The organism is Ancylobacter dichloromethanicus, assembly GCF_018390645.1.
GTDB classification, from domain to species: Bacteria; Pseudomonadota; Alphaproteobacteria; order Rhizobiales; family Xanthobacteraceae; genus Ancylobacter; species Ancylobacter dichloromethanicus.
Genome location: NZ_JAHBGC010000061.1, coordinates 32,247 through 48,296, shown reverse-complemented (window position 1 = coordinate 48,296; position 16,050 = coordinate 32,247). Strand labels below are relative to the sequence as shown.

Annotated in this window: 11 protein-coding genes; 7 read left to right on the top strand and 4 right to left on the bottom strand. The window is 69.8% G+C overall.

Annotated features, from left to right (window positions below):
- Positions 1–163: 163 nt before the first annotated feature.
- The gene (gene pyc, locus KHC23_RS23505; protein ID WP_213376137.1) at positions 164–3,631 is read right to left on the bottom strand and encodes a pyruvate carboxylase; all 3,468 of its coding nucleotides are present in this window, start codon (positions 3,629–3,631) and stop codon (positions 164–166) included.
- Positions 3,632–4,052: 421 nt separating this feature from the next.
- Between pyc and pyk the strand changes: the two genes are divergently transcribed.
- The 7 genes from pyk (at position 4,053) to KHC23_RS23470 (ending at position 11,312) form a co-directional block, all read left to right on the top strand.
- Positions 4,053–5,600 (top strand): pyruvate kinase, encoded by a 1,548-nt coding sequence (gene pyk, locus KHC23_RS23500; RefSeq protein ID WP_213376136.1) that lies wholly within the window; start codon positions 4,053–4,055, stop codon positions 5,598–5,600.
- Positions 5,601–5,721: 121 nt separating this feature from the next.
- The gene (locus tag KHC23_RS23495; RefSeq protein ID WP_213376135.1) at positions 5,722–6,123 is read left to right on the top strand and encodes a GFA family protein; all 402 of its coding nucleotides are present in this window, start codon (positions 5,722–5,724) and stop codon (positions 6,121–6,123) included.
- Positions 6,124–6,202: 79 nt separating this feature from the next.
- Entirely contained in the window at positions 6,203–7,354 is a 1,152-nt protein-coding gene (locus KHC23_RS23490) for an acyltransferase family protein (protein ID WP_213376134.1), read from the top strand.
- Between the two features lie 129 nt (positions 7,355–7,483).
- Positions 7,484–8,050 (top strand): TetR/AcrR family transcriptional regulator, encoded by a 567-nt coding sequence (locus KHC23_RS23485; RefSeq protein WP_213376133.1) that lies wholly within the window; start codon positions 7,484–7,486, stop codon positions 8,048–8,050.
- Between the two features lie 84 nt (positions 8,051–8,134).
- Entirely contained in the window at positions 8,135–9,313 is a 1,179-nt protein-coding gene (locus KHC23_RS23480; RefSeq protein WP_213376132.1) for a transporter substrate-binding domain-containing protein, read from the top strand.
- 14 nt (positions 9,314–9,327) lie between these two features.
- The gene (locus KHC23_RS23475; RefSeq protein WP_213376131.1) at positions 9,328–9,972 is read left to right on the top strand and encodes an ANTAR domain-containing response regulator; all 645 of its coding nucleotides are present in this window, start codon (positions 9,328–9,330) and stop codon (positions 9,970–9,972) included.
- Positions 9,973–10,274: 302 nt separating this feature from the next.
- Positions 10,275–11,312, top strand: a complete 1,038-nt coding sequence (locus KHC23_RS23470) for an aliphatic amidase (RefSeq protein WP_213376130.1) — start codon at positions 10,275–10,277, stop codon at positions 11,310–11,312.
- A gap of 252 nt (positions 11,313–11,564) precedes the next feature.
- Here KHC23_RS23470 and KHC23_RS23465 read toward each other — a convergent pair whose 3' ends face one another.
- The 3 genes from KHC23_RS23465 to KHC23_RS23455 form a co-directional block, all read right to left on the bottom strand.
- Positions 11,565–13,844: a nitric oxide reductase activation protein NorD gene (locus KHC23_RS23465; protein WP_213376129.1), complete on the bottom strand. Its 2,280-nt coding sequence runs from the start codon at positions 13,842–13,844 to the stop codon at positions 11,565–11,567.
- Positions 13,841–14,698, bottom strand: a complete 858-nt coding sequence (locus KHC23_RS23460; RefSeq protein ID WP_213376128.1) for a CbbQ/NirQ/NorQ/GpvN family protein — start codon at positions 14,696–14,698, stop codon at positions 13,841–13,843. The genes KHC23_RS23465 and KHC23_RS23460 overlap by 4 nt, the downstream gene beginning before the upstream one ends.
- A 172-nt stretch (positions 14,699–14,870) precedes the next feature.
- The gene (locus KHC23_RS23455) at positions 14,871–16,049 is read right to left on the bottom strand and encodes an ABC transporter permease (protein ID WP_246544912.1); all 1,179 of its coding nucleotides are present in this window, start codon (positions 16,047–16,049) and stop codon (positions 14,871–14,873) included.
- Position 16,050: the final 1 nt, after the last annotated feature.

The window sequence follows — 16,050 nt, the reverse complement described above, 5'->3', positions numbered from 1 at the left end:
CGACGCGACAAATACCGCCGCCCCCAAGCCGACATAGCGCTTGACCGTGTCGGCGCTGGCCGCCACGCGGGGTTCGAGGCCCGCCTCTTCCCTCAGTATCGCCACTCGCATTGCCTACCTCCCAGTATCGCCTTCCTGTCGAGAAGGTCGTTGTCCGTTTCGTTCACCCTTCGAGAATGACAAGCAGATCCTTGGCGTCGATCGCCGTCCCCGGCGACACCAGGATCTCCTGCACCGTGCCCCCGCACGGTGCATGGATCGCCGTCTCCATCTTCATCGCCTCGATGGTCATGAGCACGTCGCCCGCCGCGACCGCCTGGCCGCCCAGCACCGCGAGCGAGGAGATGGTGCCGGGCATCGGCGCGGCGACGTGGAGCGCGTTGCCCTCCTCCGCCTTGCGCCGCCCGGCGACCTTCGGCACCGCGGCGCGGTCGGTCGCCAGGATCATGCGCGGCTGGCCGTTGAGCTCGAAGAACACCTCGACCTGCCCGTCATCCCGCGTTTCGCCGAGCGCGGTGAGGCGCACCATCAGCGTCTTGCCGCGTTCGATCTCGATCGTGGTCTCGTCGCCCGGCTTCATGCCGTAGAAGAACACCGGGGTCGGCAGCGCCGAGACCGGGCCGAATTTTGCCACCACGGGGGCGAAGTCGGAAAACACCTTCGGGTACATGAGGTAGGAGGCGAGTTCGCGGTCGCTGGCGGTGCGGCCGAGCAGGGCCGACACGTCGGCGCGCTCCGCCTCCAGATCGGCATCCTCCAGCAGCGAGCCATAGCGCACGGTGATCGGCTGTTCGCCCTTCAGCGCCTTGTTCTGCAGCGCCGGCGGCCAGCCGCCGAGGGGCTGGCCGTATTCGCCATGCAGCATCGCCACCGCCGAGGCCGGGAAGGCGACGTCGCGCGCGGGGTCCAGCACGTCGGCGGCGGACAGGCCCTGGCTCACCATCATCAAGGCGAGGTCGCCCACCACCTTGGACGAGGGCGTGACCTTGATGATGTCGCCGAACAGGTCGTTGGCGTCGCGATAGGCGCGCGCCACCTCGTGCCAGCGGCTCTCCAGCCCCATCGAGCGCGCCTGCTCCTTCAGGTTGGTGAACTGCCCGCCCGGCATCTCGTGCAGATAGACTTCCGAGGCCGGGCCCTTGAGGTCGCTCTCGAAGGCGGCGTACTGGGCGCGCACGCCCTCCCAGTAGAAGGAGATGCGGCGGATCGCCTCCGGGTCGAGCCCGGTGTCGCGCGCCGAGCCGCGCAGCGCCTCGACGATCGAGCCGAGGCACGGCTGCGAGGTCATGCCGCTCATCGCGTCCATGGCGAGGTCGACGGCGTCGACCCCCGCCTCCACCGCCGCCAGCACCGAGGCGCCGGCGACGCCCGAGGTGTCATGGGTGTGGAAGTGGACGGGCAGGCCGATCTCCTCCTTCAGCGCCTTGAACAACACCCTGGCGGCTGCGGGCTTGACCAGGCCGCCCATGTCCTTGAGCCCGAGGACATGGATGCCGGTCTTCTCCAGCTCCTTCGCCATCGAGACGTAGTATTTCAGGTCGTATTTCGACCGGTTGGGGTCGAGCAGGTCGCCGGCATAGCAGATGGCGCCCTCGACCAGCTTACCCGTCTTCAGCGCCTCGTCGATCGAGACGCGCATGTTCTCGATCCAGTTGAGGCAGTCGAAGACGCGGAAGATGTCCATGCCGGCCTCAGCCGCCTGACGGATGAAGAAGCGCACGACATTGTCGGGATAATTGGCGTAGCCGACCCCGTTGGCGCCGCGCACCAGGGTCTGGGTGAGGATGTTGGGCACCTGTTCGCGGATCTTCGCCAGCCCCTCCCACGGGTCCTCCGAGAGGAAGCGCATGGAGACGTCGAACGCCGCCCCGCCCCAGCATTCCAGCGAGAGCAGCCCCGGCAGGCCGCGCGCGTAGGAATCGGCGACGCGGGCGATGTCGTGGGCGCGCATGCGGGTGGCGAGCAGCGACTGGTGCGCGTCGCGCATCGTGGTGTCGGTGACGAGCACCCGCTCCTGCGCCAGCATCCAGTCGGCGAAGCCCTTGGGACCGAGCTGGTCGAGAAGCTGCCTTGTGCCGGGCGCCGGCGCGTTGAGGAAGGCCGGCGGCTCCGGCGTGCGGGCGTTGGCGGAGGGGCGGGCGCGGCCCTTCACCTCCGGATGGCCGTTCACCGTCACATCGGCGATCCAGGCCAGCAGCTTGGTGGCGCGGTCCCGCCTTCCGCCGAAATCGAACAGTTCCGGCGTGGTGTCGATAAAGCGCGTGGTGTAGCGGCAGGCGGTGAAATCGTCGTGCGTCAGCACGTTTTCGAGGAAGGGCAGATTGGTCGCCACGCCGCGGATGCGGTATTCGCGCAGCGCCCGGTGCATGCGGGCGATGACCTCTTCGCTGGAGGGCGCCCAGGCGGTGACCTTCTCCAGCATCGGGTCGTAGAAGCGGGTCACCACGGCGCCGGAATAGGCGGTGCCGCCATCGACGCGGATGCCGAAGCCCATCGCACCGCGATAGGCGGTGATGCGGCCATAGTCCGGGATGAAGTTGTTCTCGGGGTCCTCGGTGGTGATGCGGCACTGCAGGGCGTGGCCGTTGAGACGGATTTCGTCCTGCGGCGGAATGCCGGTCTCGCCGACATTGCCGATATGGCCGCCTTCGAGAATGCGGATCTGCGCCTTGATGAGGTCGAGGCCGGTGACGACCTCGGTCACCGTGTGCTCGACCTGGATGCGCGGGTTGACCTCGATGAAATAGAAGGCGCCGGTGTCCGAATCCATCAGGAACTCGACCGTGCCGGCGCCGACATAGGCGGTGGCCCGGCCGATGGCCAGCGCCGCGTCGGTCAGCCCCTTGCGGGTCACCTCGTCGACATAGGGCGCGGGCGCGCGCTCGATGACCTTCTGGTTGCGGCGCTGGATCGAGCAGTCGCGCTCGAACAGGTGAACGAGATTGCCATGGGTGTCGCCGAGGATCTGCACCTCGACATGCCTGGCGCGGCGCACCAGCTTTTCGAGATAGACCTCATCCTTGCCGAAGGCCGCCTTGGCCTCGCGCTTGGCGGTCATCACGGCGTCGAGCAGCTTGTCCTCGCTCTCGATGGGGCGCATGCCGCGCCCGCCGCCGCCCCAGCTCGCCTTGAGCATGACCGGGTAGCCGACCGCGCGGGCCGCCGCCAGCACCGCCTGCGGATCGTCCGGCAGCGGCTCGCTGGCCGGCATGACCGGCACGCCGACGGAAATGGCGAGGTTGCGCGCCGCCACCTTGTTGCCGAGGGTGCGCATGGTCTGCGGCGTCGGGCCGATGAAGATGATGCCGGCCTCTGCGCACGCCTCGGCGAATTCCGGGCTTTCGGAGAGGAAGCCATAGCCGGGATGGATGGCGTCGACCTTCGCCTCCTTGGCGACGCGGATCACCTCGTCGATGGAGAGATAGGCGTCGATGGGGCCCAGCGGCTTGGCCAGAAACGGGCCGCGCCCGATGAGATAGGCCTCGTCCGCCTTGAAGCGGTGGAGCGAGAGCTTGTCCTCCTCGGCATAGATAGCGACCGTGGTGATGCCGAGCTCGGTCGCGGCACGAAAGACGCGGATCGCGATTTCGGAACGGTTTGCAACGAGAAGCTTCTTGATCGTGCGCATCATGGCGTAGCGTCACCCGTGGTTGCGGTCTGCGAATGTTGAAAACTCGAAACCTGCATCCTGCTGCGGACCAAACGGGGCGCCCCGCCTGCCTGCCGCCGCCGGAACCGGCAGGGCGACGATGCATCAGCCATGCCGGTTCCCTCGCGGGATACCGGCGTCCGGGCGATGCCGCACACGTGACATCGCAATTGGTATACAGAATTCCGAATGCCAGCAAGACGTTTCCGGCCGGCCGGCCGCGACGGGCCGGCGGTCAAGGTTCCTGCCGTTACGGCACGTTGTTTTGATCGCCGGGGCCCTCGGCGTCGCGAAAGGGACACGCTGCGGTGCAAGATAACATCCGAGAGACAGAACTGGACTTTTGCTTCATATGAGGACGCGCCGGTGCTGCGCATCGGCGAGCCCACCGACGGAGGAAATCATGGTTAGCAGGCGTGGACGCGCGACCAAAATCGTGGCGACGCTGGGTCCGGCGTCTTCAAGTCCGGAGATGATCAAGGCGCTGTACGAGGCCGGGGTCGACGTGTTCCGGCTGAATTTCAGCCATGGCACCCAGGAGAACCACGGCCGCGTGCTCGCCTCCGTGCGGGCGCTCGAAAAGGAAGTCCGGCGACCGATCGGCGTGCTCGCGGACCTTCAGGGCCCGAAGCTGCGCCTCGGCCGCTTCGAGAACGGCTTCATCAACCTGACTGCCGGCTCGACCATCCGCTTCGACACCGACCCGACGCCCGGCAACGAGACGCGCGTGTCGATCCCGCACCCGGAAATCCTTGAGGCCCTCAACGAGGGCTCCACCGTGCTGCTCGACGACGGCAAGGTGCGCGTGCGGGTGGTGAAGAAGGGCGCCGGCTATATCGACGCCGAAGTGGTGGCCGGCAACAAGCTGTCCAACAACAAGGGCTTCAACGTTCCCGACGTGCTGCTGCCGGTCTCGGCGCTCACCGACAAGGACCGCGCCGACCTGTTCTTCGCCCTCGACCTCGGCGTCGAGTGGATCGCGCTCTCCTTCGTGCAGCGCCCCGAGGACGTGCTGGAGGCCAAGGAACTGATCCAGGGCCGCGCCCAGATCAACCTGAAGCTGGAGAAGCCGCTCGCGGTCGAGCACCTCACCCGCCTCACCGAATTGTCCGACAGCATCATGGTGGCGCGCGGCGATCTCGGCGTGGAGCTGTCGCTGCCGGAAATCCCGGCGCTGCAGAAGCGCGTCATCCGCGAATCCCGCCGCCTCGGCAAGCCGGTGATCGTGGCGACGCAGATGCTGGAATCGATGATCAGCGCCCCGGTGCCGACCCGCGCCGAAGTCTCCGACGTCGCCACCGCCGTCTATGACGGCGCCGACGCGGTGATGCTCTCGGCCGAGAGCGCGGCCGGCCAGTACCCGGTCGAGGCCGTGGCGATGATGGACCAGATCATCAAGCAGGTGGAACGCGACCCGGGCTACCGCGCGATCATCGAATCGCAGCGTCCCGAGGAAGGCCATTCGGTGGCCGACGCGGTGACCCAGGCCGCCTACCACGCGGCGCTGTCGACCAATGCGGCGGCCATCGTCACCTACACCCTCTCCGGCACCACGACGCTTCACGCCGCGCGGGAGCGCCCGCGCATCCCGATCATCGGCATCGCCAGCCAGCTCTCCACCGCGCGCCGCCTTGTCATGTCCTATGGCGTCCACGTCGTGCACGCGCCGGAGGAGATCCACACCTTCGGCGAGATGGCGGCCAAGGCGACGCAGGTGACGGTGGAGCACGGCTTCGCCACCGAGGGCGACCTGATCGCCATCACCGCCGGCGTGCCCTTCGCCACCCCCGGCACCACCAATGTGCTGCGCCTCGTCACCATCGACAAGGCGATGGCCCACCGCACGCCGCGCCCGGAAGAGGCGGGCGATTCCCTGCGCCCGCGCGCCGCCGCCCTGAAGGCGGACGACGCCGTCCTGCGCTCCGCCCCGGTGGCGCCGAAGGCGGACTGAGGCGCCGGTTGCCGGCCCGCGATTGACTCCAGAAGGCCCGCTCCGGCGGGCCTTTCTCATGGCGCCGGCGCCATCGACCTGCGGTGCTGGATACCCGGACACTGCACCCGCGAGACTCCCGATGAAGCTTTCCGGCGGCTGCAATTGCGGACAGGTCCGCTACCAGATCGAGGGCGAGCCGCGGCGCGTCGGCCTCTGCCATTGCGCGACCTGCCGCAAGCAGTCCGGCTCGGCCTTCTCCTTCTTCGGCATCTGGCCGCGCGCCGGCGTGACGATGTCCGGCGAACTCGCCTGCTGGCCGGCGCGGGCCGGCGGCGAGCGGTTCTGCCCGCGCTGCGGCGCGCAATTGTTCTGCTGGGCGGAAGGCTCGGACGAGATCGAGGTCAAGCTCGGCTCGCTGGACACCCCGCCCAGCGCGCTGGTGCCTTCCTATGAACTGTGGACCCTCCGCCGCGAGCACTGGCTGGCGCCGCAGGAGGGCGCCGCGCAGCACACCAGGGACCGGCCGGCGGACGACGACTGACGGGTTGACGCGGGGCGCGGCGGCGGCGACACCTGTCGGTATCTTGACGCCACCTCCCGACGCCACAGGGCGGGCCCCGATGCCGCTGCGCACTGCCGAGATCGCACCCGCCTCCCCGCCTTCCGGGCGGGTGCGGTGCCTCGACGGGCTGCGCGGGCTGGCGGCCTGTTCGGTCGTGGCCTTCCATTTCTTCTATGCCTTCGTGCCCGCGCCTTTCACCGACTGGAACCGCAGCGGCTTCGGCCTCTGGGACACACCGATCGCGGTGCTGTGGAACGGGCATTTCGCGGTCGCCATCTTCTTCGTGCTGTCGGGCTTCGTGCTCGCCGCCTCGGCGCCGCGCGGCGCCCGCGAGGCGCCGGCGATGATCGGGCTGCGCTATCTCAGGCTCGCCCTCCCCGCGCTGGTCTCCTCGGCCCTGGCCTGGGCGTGGCTCATGAGCTTTCCCGACGCCGCGCGCGAGGTGCAGGCGCTCACCGGCAGCCCCTGGTTCCGCTGGACCTACCAGCCGCCCTTCCCGCCCTTCACCCAGGCGCTGTGGGAGGGCGGAATCGGCGCTTTCCTCGACGGCACCACGCGCTTCAACAACCCGCTCTGGACCATGCAGGCGGAGTTCTTCGGCTCCATCCTGATCTACGGCTCCTATGCGGTGCTGCCCGGCCGGGCGCGCCCGCTCGCCATGGCGTTTGCCGGGCTCGCCCTCGGTGCGCTGGGACAGTTCTCGCTCGCCGCCTTCTGCGGCGGGGCGCTGGTGTTCGAGGGCCGGCACATTCTGCGCGACCACGCGCGCGCGGGCTGCGTCCTTGGCCTGTTCGGCCTCGTCCTCGGCGCCACCTATCCCGGCCATGCGGCCGATGGCGGTGTCGTCTCCTACCTGCAATCCTGGCTCGGGCGGGACGGCGTCCGGCAGGTCGGCGCGGTGCTGGTGCTGGTCGCCCTGCTGATCACTCCCGCGGCGCGCCGCCTGTTCGAGACCGCGCCCTTGCAGCGCCTCGGCGAACTCTCCTTTCCGCTCTACCTCGTCCATGTGCCGCTCATCGTCGCGCCCGCCTGCGCCCTCTATGCCCGCTTCGGCCCGCTCGACCCGCTGGCGCTGGCGGGGCTGTTCGTGGCGACCTTCCTCGCCGCGCTGGCGCTGGCGGGGGTGTTCCTCGTCGCGGTGGAGCGGCCGGTGCTGGCGGGGCTGAAGGCGGTCCGCGCCCGCCTCAGGGCCCGGCCCGCTTCCGCCTGAAGGGCCGGCGCGGCGCGCCCCGCCCACGCAGAGAGCCGTATTTCCATCGGCCCGCTTTTCGTGCTCTTAGGGTCGGCACTGCGCCCCGGGGCGTAGCGGGCCATCCATCCGGCGTCGGGGAGAACTGCGTTGCGGGTCACGAAAGCCAAGGTCGCCGAGCATCGCCGGTCGATTCTCGAATCCGCGTCCCGCCTGTTTCGCCAACGCGGCTTCAAGGATGTCGGCGTCGCCGAGATCATGCAGGCCAGCGGCCTCACCCACGGCGCCTTCTACGGCCATTTCCGTTCCAAGGCCGACCTCGCCGACGCGGCCTGCCGGGAGGCCTGCATCGAAGGCATCCAGGGCTGGCTCAGATCGGCCGACCTCACCGCCATTCTCGACCGCTACCTCACCCCCGCCCATCGTGACGATCCCGCCCGCGGCTGCGCCCTCTCCGCCCTCGGCGCCGAGGTCTCGCGCCAGTCGGCCGACCTGCAGAAGAGCTATGCCGCCGGGCTCAACGGCTTCGTCGACGCCATCGCGCGCCACATGGACGACGCCCCGCCCGAGGCCCGCCGCCGGCAGGCGGTGGCGGTGCTGTCCTGCATGATCGGCGCGCTCACCATGGCGCGCGGCGTGGCCGAGGGCGATCCGGCGCTTTCGGCCGAGATTCTCGACAGCGTCCGCCGCGAACTGCGCGACCGTTTCGGCGCGTAAAGGGGGCAAACGCCGTATTGCGCGGCGCGGCCGGTACTGGTCGCATGCGCCGGACGAGTTTCCGGCGCGGGGTGCAGACGGCCAATGGCGAGGGTTTTCCCAAGCAGCGATGCGACGGCCGCGTGCTGGCAGGTTGGCGTGCTGTTCTCCGCCACCGGCGTCACCGCGGCGGTGGAGACCTCGCAGCTTGGCGGCACGCTGCTCGCCATCGACGAGATCAACGCCGCCGGCGGCGTCCTCGGCCGGCGCGTCGAGGCCGTCATCCGCGACCCCGCCTGCGACCCCCGCGCCTTCCGCCGGCTGGCCGAGCGGCTGCTGGTCGATGATGGCGTGCGGCTCATCTTCGGCTGCTACATGTCCTCCACCCGCAAGGCGGTGCTGCCGGTGGTGGAGGCGCAGGGCGGGCTGCTGTTCTACCCCACGCTTTACGAGGGCTTCGAATATTCGCGCCACTGCGTCTACACCGGGGCGGCGCCGAACCAGAATTCGATCCAGCTCGCCAACTACCTGCTGGGCCATTACGGCAACCGGTTCTTCCTCGTCGGTTCCGACTACGTCTACCCCTACGAGTCGAACCGCATCATGAGCGATTTCGTGGTGCAGTCGCGCGGGCGGGTGCTGGGCGAGACCTATGTGCCGCTCGGCGCGTCGGAGGCCGATTTCGCCGAGGTGATGGACAAGGTCCGCGAGGCCGCGCCGGACGTCATTTTCTCCACCGTGGTCGGTGCCGATACGGCCAAGCTCTACGCCGCCCATCACGCCGCCGGCTTCGATTCGCGCATCCTGCCGATCGCCAGCCTCACCACCAGCGAGGCGGAGGTGGCGCTGATGGCGCCTGAAGTGGCGAGCGGCCACATCACCGCCGCCCCCTTCTTCGAGACGCTGGGCACGCCGGCCGCAAGGCGCTTCGTCGCCGCCTTCAAGAAGCGCTACGGCGTAGCCACGCCGGTCACCGCCGCTGCCGAGGCCGCCTATTTCCAGCTGCATCTCGCCATGCAGGCGCTGGCCCGCGCCGGCACCGACGCGCCCGACGCCCTGCTCGCAGAACTCGGCGCCGGGGCCTTCGAGGCGCCGCAGGGCCGGGTGCGGGTGGAGCCCGGCAACCACCACACCTGGCTGCGCCCGCGCATCGCCCGGCTCGGCGCCGATGCCCGCTTCGAGGTGGTGTGGGACGCCGGCGCCCCGGTGAGGCCGGACCCCTATTGCGTGGTTCAGAACCTCGATGACTGGCCGGCCGATGGCCGCCAGTTCGCGCTGTCGTGACGGGAGGCGGCGAGATGGCGATGCAGGTGCTCAAGGATTTGCGCGGCCTTCGGGTGCATGTGATCCACCCGCCCGACGACGAGCGCCCGAGCCTGGTGGAGCATCTGCGCCGCATCGGCTGCGCGGTGGAGATCGTCTGGCCGGTGCCCGCCGACTGGCCGGCCGGCGCCGATGTGGTCCTGCTCGCCATCGAGCCGGATGCGCGCACCGCCATCGTGAAACTGCTCAAGGCCGATCCGACCCGACGCCCGACGCTGATCGCGGTGGTCGGCTACGAGAACCCCGCAACGCTGCAACTGGTGCTGGAATCGGGCGCGGTGGCGGTGGTGGAGCGGCCGATCCGGCCGTTCGGCCTGCTGACCAACCTCACCATTGCCCGCACATTGTGGCTGGAGCGGCAGGAGGCGCGAAAGCGCGTCGCCCGGCTGGAAAGCAAGCTCGCCGGCCTGCAGACGATCCAGCGCGCCAAGTCGATCCTGATGGCGAATCTCGGCCTCACCGAGGAGGACGCCTATCAGAGCCTGCGCCGGCAGGCGATGGCCAAGCGGGTGCCGATGGAGGACATGGCGGCGTCGCTGATCCACGCCACCGAGCTGTTGCAGATTTCCCCGCGCGGCCGCGACGCCGGCGCCGCGGCCACGCCGCCCGCCGGCTCTTGAACTGGCGCGGCGATGATGATTAGATATTACCCATGGATGGTTTCCGGGCAGTCGGGCCCGGCACGCCATCTCCCGCCCGGCCACCAACGCTGTTGGCCGTGCATGGCAACGTAGCCCGCAAGGTTCGCGAGAGCCTGCCGGGCTTTTTTTATGCCCGAATGCCCCGGCGGAACAACGCGGTTCCGCCCTGACGCCTGCCGCGGCCGGCCCTCCCCTGCGGCGCCCCGTTCCCGTCCCCCGAAAACGCACCGGCCCGGCCGCTTGCGAGCGCGCCCGCGCGGCTTATCCCGAGGAGAATTCCCATGATGCACGGCGACGTTTCCAGCAGCAAAGACACCGTCGGCGTGGCGGTGGTGAACTACAAGATGCCCCGCCTGCACACCAAGGCCGAGGTGCTTGAGAACGCCCGCAAGATCGCCGACATGGTGGTGGGCATGAAGGTGGGCCTGCCGGGCATGGACCTGGTCATCTTCCCGGAATATTCGACCCACGGAATCATGTACGATTCCAAGGAGATGTACGAGACCGCCTCGACCATCCCCGGCGACGAGACCGAGATTTTCGCCGAGGCCTGCCGCAAGGCCCGGGTGTGGGGCGTGTTCTCGCTGACCGGCGAACAGCATGAGGAGCACCCCAACAAGGCGCCCTACAACACGCTCATTCTGATGAACGACAAGGGTGAGATCGTGCAGAAATACCGCAAGATCATGCCCTGGGTGCCGATCGAGGGCTGGTATCCCGGCAATTGCACCTATGTCTCGGAAGGGCCGAAGGGGCTGAAGATCTCGCTGATCATCTGCGACGACGGCAACTATCCCGAGATCTGGCGCGACTGCGCGATGAAGGGCGCCGAACTCATCGTGCGCTGCCAGGGCTACATGTACCCGGCCAAGGAGCAGCAGGTACTGATGTCGAAGGCGATGGCCTTCGCCAACAACGTCTATGTCGCGGTGGCCAACGCGTCGGGCTTCGACGGCGTCTATTCCTATTTCGGTCACTCGGCCATTGTCGGCTTCGACGGGCGCACGCTGGGCGAATGCGGCGAGGAGGATTACGGCATCCAGTACGCCGCGCTCTCCACCTCGCTGATCCGCGACGCGCGCAAGAACATGCAGTCGGAGAACCACCTCTTCAAGCTGGTGCACCGCGGCTATACCGGCATGATCAATTCCGGCGACGGCGACAAGGGCGAGGCCGCCTGCCCCTACGACTTCTACCGGAAGTGGATCGCCGACCCGGAAGGCACCCGCGAGATGGTGGAATCCTTCACCCGCCCGATGGTCGGCACCGAGGAGTGCCCGATCGAAGGCATTCCCAACCCCGACACCGCGCATCGGTGAGCGGGGCCGCCGCTTCCAGGACGGCCATGGCCGGGCATAGACCGGCCATGACCGTCCCGAGCCACGAGGACCATCCTTCGAGGCTCAGGATGACGGTGCTCCTGTGACGCTCCCCCGGGACGTCGCTGTTCTGCAAGACGCTCGTCATGCTGAGGTGCCGGCGCTTTGCGCCGGCCTCAAAGCACGCAGGTCCGCGCCGCGAGCGATCCCGGATCGTCCTACGGGCGTCCAGGATGACGGCCGCACGGGAGATCACCGCCGCGCCAGCCGGAAATAGAGTTCCGACAGCCGCGCGGGCAGTTCCTCCACCCGGCGCACCGGCATGGAATTGGCCTTGCCGAAGATGGCGGGGCCGGACCCCACACCGGCCGGATCAAGCGTGACGCCGAACGTGTCGATGCCCTGCGAACGCAGTTGCAGCACCACGCGGCGCGCGTCCTGCACCAGATCCTCGCCCGAAGCGTCGATGTCGGAGGGCTCGCCGTCGGTGAGCACGAGGATGAGCTTGCGGAAGGCGCGCACGCGGGCGATCTGCGCCCCGGCATGGCGCAGGCCCGCGCCGAGCCGGGTCGACAGGCCGCTGGAGAGCCCGGCGAGACACGCCGCCGCCGCCGTGTCGTAGGGCGCGTCGAAGCCTTTCACCTCGCACACCCGCACGTCGCCGCGCCCGCTGGAGGCGAAGGCGATGAGCGCGAAGGCGTCGCCGAGCGCCGCCAGCGCCTCGGCCAGCATCGCCACGGCGAGCTTTTCCACATCCAGCACGCCGGCCCCGTCGGCCAGCCGGGCGCGGGTCGATTGCGACATGTCGATCAGCACCAGCACGGCGAGGTCGCGCTGGCTGAGCGCGGTAGAGCGGAACACCCGCAGGTCCGGCACCTCGCCGGCGCGCCGGGCGATCGCCGCCTCGATAGCCGCGTCGAGGTCGAGATCGTGGCCTTCCGCCTGCCGCTTCAGCCGGGCGGCGCGCCCGACCCTGGCCGCCTTCACCAGCCGGGCGATGCGCGCGCGCACCGGGCCCGCCCGCTCCAGCGCGTGCCGGAGCCCGCCTGTGTCGCCGGCGGCCGGCATCACCGCCCTTATGCTGGTCCAGTCCGGCCGCTCGATCCCCGCCGCCGCGTCCCATTCGGGATAGGTGGCGATGACGGCGCCGGTCTCGCCGGCCGGCCGCGGGCGGGCGCGTCCGGCCGGTTCGGGGGAAGGCGCCGCGTCCGGCGGCCCGTCCCCGCCTTCGCGCCGCTCGAGGCGGGCGGCCTCGACCATCAGTTCGACCTCGTCGGCGGCTTCCGGGGCGATGTCGGAAAAGTCCCACAGGCCGAGCCCGTCGTCGCGATAGGCCGGCTCGACCACATGGCCGCGCGCGTCGAAGCGCAGGCGCCGCTGGCCGATGTCGTTGGCCAGCCGGGTGCCGATAGCGAGGCTGAGCGCGGGGTCGTCGATCCGCCCGCGCGCCGCGGCGAACAGTTCCTGCCCCTTGCCGACCAGCGCGTCGGGGTCGCGATAGGCCGGATCGAACAGCCCGCGCGCCAGCCGGGCGAGCAGGGAGGCGACGGTCGGCCCATCGGCGGAAGAGGCGACATGATAGGGCGCCCATAGCCGGCGCAGGCCGGGATAGCGCGCCATCGCCAGCGTCTCCACCCGGGCATCCTCGACGATCCCGGCCAGCGCCATCTGCACCGGCTTGAATTTGCCGATCGGGAAGCGCGGATTGCCGAAATGAAGATGCGCCCCGGCATGCAGCGCGGCGGCGCGGTAGAGCGCGCGCGCCGCTTCCCCCGCGACGCCGGGAAACACCTCCGGCAGGCGGACCACCGGGCCGGCGATGTTCACACGGCGTGGCGCCTCACCCCCGGGCGGCAGCGGCTGGAGCGGCGGCGGCGTGCCCCACAGGGCGGCGAGCACCCGACACAAATCGGTCTCCAGCTCGGCAAATCCCGGCCCGGCGCCGATGCGCGCCAGCAGCCCGAGCGCCAGCGGGTCCTCCAGCGCGAAGAAGGCGCGCTGGCGCGCCCGGTCGCGCCCCGCCGCCTTCAGCCCCGCCGCGACGAAACCCTCGAACGCGGCCACATGGCCCGGCCGGACCAGACGGCGCGCCTGCGCGGCGACAAGCGCGACGCCATCGGGCGCCGCCTGCGCCAGCGCGAGCAGCGCCCGCCAGAACAGCGTCCGCTCCGCCGGCCCGGCAAGGCGCGGGGCGATCTCCACGAAGGCGTCGAGCGCAGCAAGGGTGGCCCGTCCGCCGGCCTCGCGGCACAGCGCGGCGGCGGCATGGCCGGTCTCGCCGAGTGCCGCCGGGGAGAGCCGGCCCGACAGTTCCAGGCTGGCGCGCCAGAAGGCGAGCAGCGCCCCGGCGCCGGCATTGACCTCGACCAGCGCCAGCGCGCCGCCCGCCCACGGCTCCAGCGCCGCCTCGCCATGGCGCGCGGCGAGCCGCCGGCAGGTGTCGGCGAAGCTGGCCGCGAGGTTTTCGCGCCCGCCCATCAGCCGCGTGAGGCGGGCCAACGCCGGAGGGGCGAGAGCGACGGCCCCGCTCATGCGAAACAGGCGGAAATCGCCGCGCTGAGCGCCCGGCGCATGTCGGCATCGTCGGTGATCGGCAGCACGATGCCGGCCTGCACCGCCGCCTCCAGCGACACCCCGCCCGCCGCCAGCCGGCCGGCATGGATCAGCATGCGGGTGGAGGCGCCCTCATCCAGCCCGTGGCCGCGCAGGTTTCGCGAGCAGGCGGCGATGGCCACCAGCGTACGGGCCAGCGCCGCGTCGGCACCCGCCTCGCGCATCACGATCTCGGCTTCCAGCGCCGGCGCGGGATAGTCGAAATCGATGGCGATGAAGCGCTGCTTGGTCGATTCCTTGAGGTCTTTCACCGCGCTCTGGTAGCCGGGGTTGTAGGAGATGACGAGGTGGAAATCGGCATGGGCCGCCACCAGCTCGTTGCGCTTTTCCAGCGGCAGCATGCGCCGCGCGTCGGTGAGCGGATGGATGACAACCGTGGTGTCCTGCCGGGCCTCGACGATCTCGTCGAGATAACAGATCGCGCCATGGCGCACCGCCTGGGTCAGCGGCCCGTCATGCCACACCGTGCCCTCCGGGGTGAGCAGGAAGCGGCCGGCGAGATCGGCGGCGGTCATGTCCTCATGCGCCGCCACGGTGATCAGCGGCCGGCCGAGCCGCCACGCCATGTGCTCGACGAAGCGGGTCTTGCCGCAGCCGGTCGGGCCCTTCAGCATCACCGGCAGCCGGTGCCGCCACGCCGCCTCGAACACGGCGATCTCGTCGCCCACCGGCCGGTAATAGGGCTCGGCGGCGAGGCGATAGGCGGAAAGGTCGAGGGCGCCGGCGGAGGAAGAACCGGCGGGGGAAGAACCGGCGGGGAAAGCGGTCGGCATCGGGGTCTCCGCGAGAATGGCGCGGCCGTTTCCCCATGGCGCAGCAAAGGACGGCGCAGGGAGGAACGGCCCCGCGAGGGGCTGCCGGCACTCCCTGCCGCATCGCCGGCAACGCCCTTGTTGCCCGGCCCGGCCATTAGAAATCCATTCGCCGCGCCGCACAAGAGGGACGTCAGCCCGCGGCCTGCAACGCCTTGCGGAAGCGCAGCGCCGCCAGCCCGAAGAACGCGGCGCCGATGGCGGCCAGCGCCAGCAGGTTCGGCCAGATCACCGACAGGCCGGCGCCGCGATAGAGCACCGCCTGCGAGAGGGCGACGAAATGAGTGGAGGGGGAGAGCTGCATCACGTTCTGCAGCCAGACCGGCATGCTCTCCATCGGCGTGGTCGAGCCGGACAGCAGGTTCATCACGATCAGGATCGGCATCACCACCAGGCCGAATTGCGCCATCGAGGTCGAGACGGTGGCGACCAGGATGCCGAGCGCGGTGACCGAGAACTGGTAGACCAGCATGGAGGCGACGAACAGCGGCACCGAGCCCTGCACCGGCACGCCCAGCAGCCGCTCGACCACCACGACGAGTGACAGCGTCGCCGCCACCACGATGACAAGGCCGTTGGCCCAGATCTTCGCCAGCATGATCTCGATCGGCGTCACCGGCATCACCAGCAGATGCTCGATCGTGCCGTGCTCGCGCTCGCGGATCAGCGCCGCGCCGGAGAGGATGACGGCGAGCATGGTGACGTTGTTGATCACCTGCATGACCGCGGTGAACCAGGCCGAGGTGAGGTTCGGGTTGAATTTCGGCCGGATGACGACGTTCACCGGCGCTGCCGCGGTCGCTGCGGACGTGGCTGCAGACATGGCTGCGGACGTGGCTGCAAGCGCTGCTGCCACTTCCTGCTGCAGGATGTTCTGGATGTAGGCTGCACCATTGCCCGCCTGCGACATCGCGGTGGCGTCGATGTCGAGCTGGATCTCGGGGTCGCGGCCGGCGATCAGGTCGTGCTCGAATTTCGGCGGGATCTCGACCACGAAGACGAAGCGCCCGGCATCCATCGCCGCGTCGATCCCGTCGGCGCCGATCAGCACCGCCGGCTTGAAGAAGGGCGGCAGCAGCGCGTCGCGCAGCCGGCGCGAGAGCGCGCTGTGGTCCTCGTCGACCACCGCCACCGCCGCGTTCTCGACCTCGAACCTGGCCCCCGCCGAGACGGTGTAGACCGCCACGGTGAAGGTGTAGAGGATCAGCCCCGCCAGCACCGGGTCGGACCGGAGGCTGTACAGCTCCTTGATGCCGAGGCGCCAGATGCGGGCGAGGCGGGCAAGCAATCCGGCAAGGCGTCCGGTCCGCATG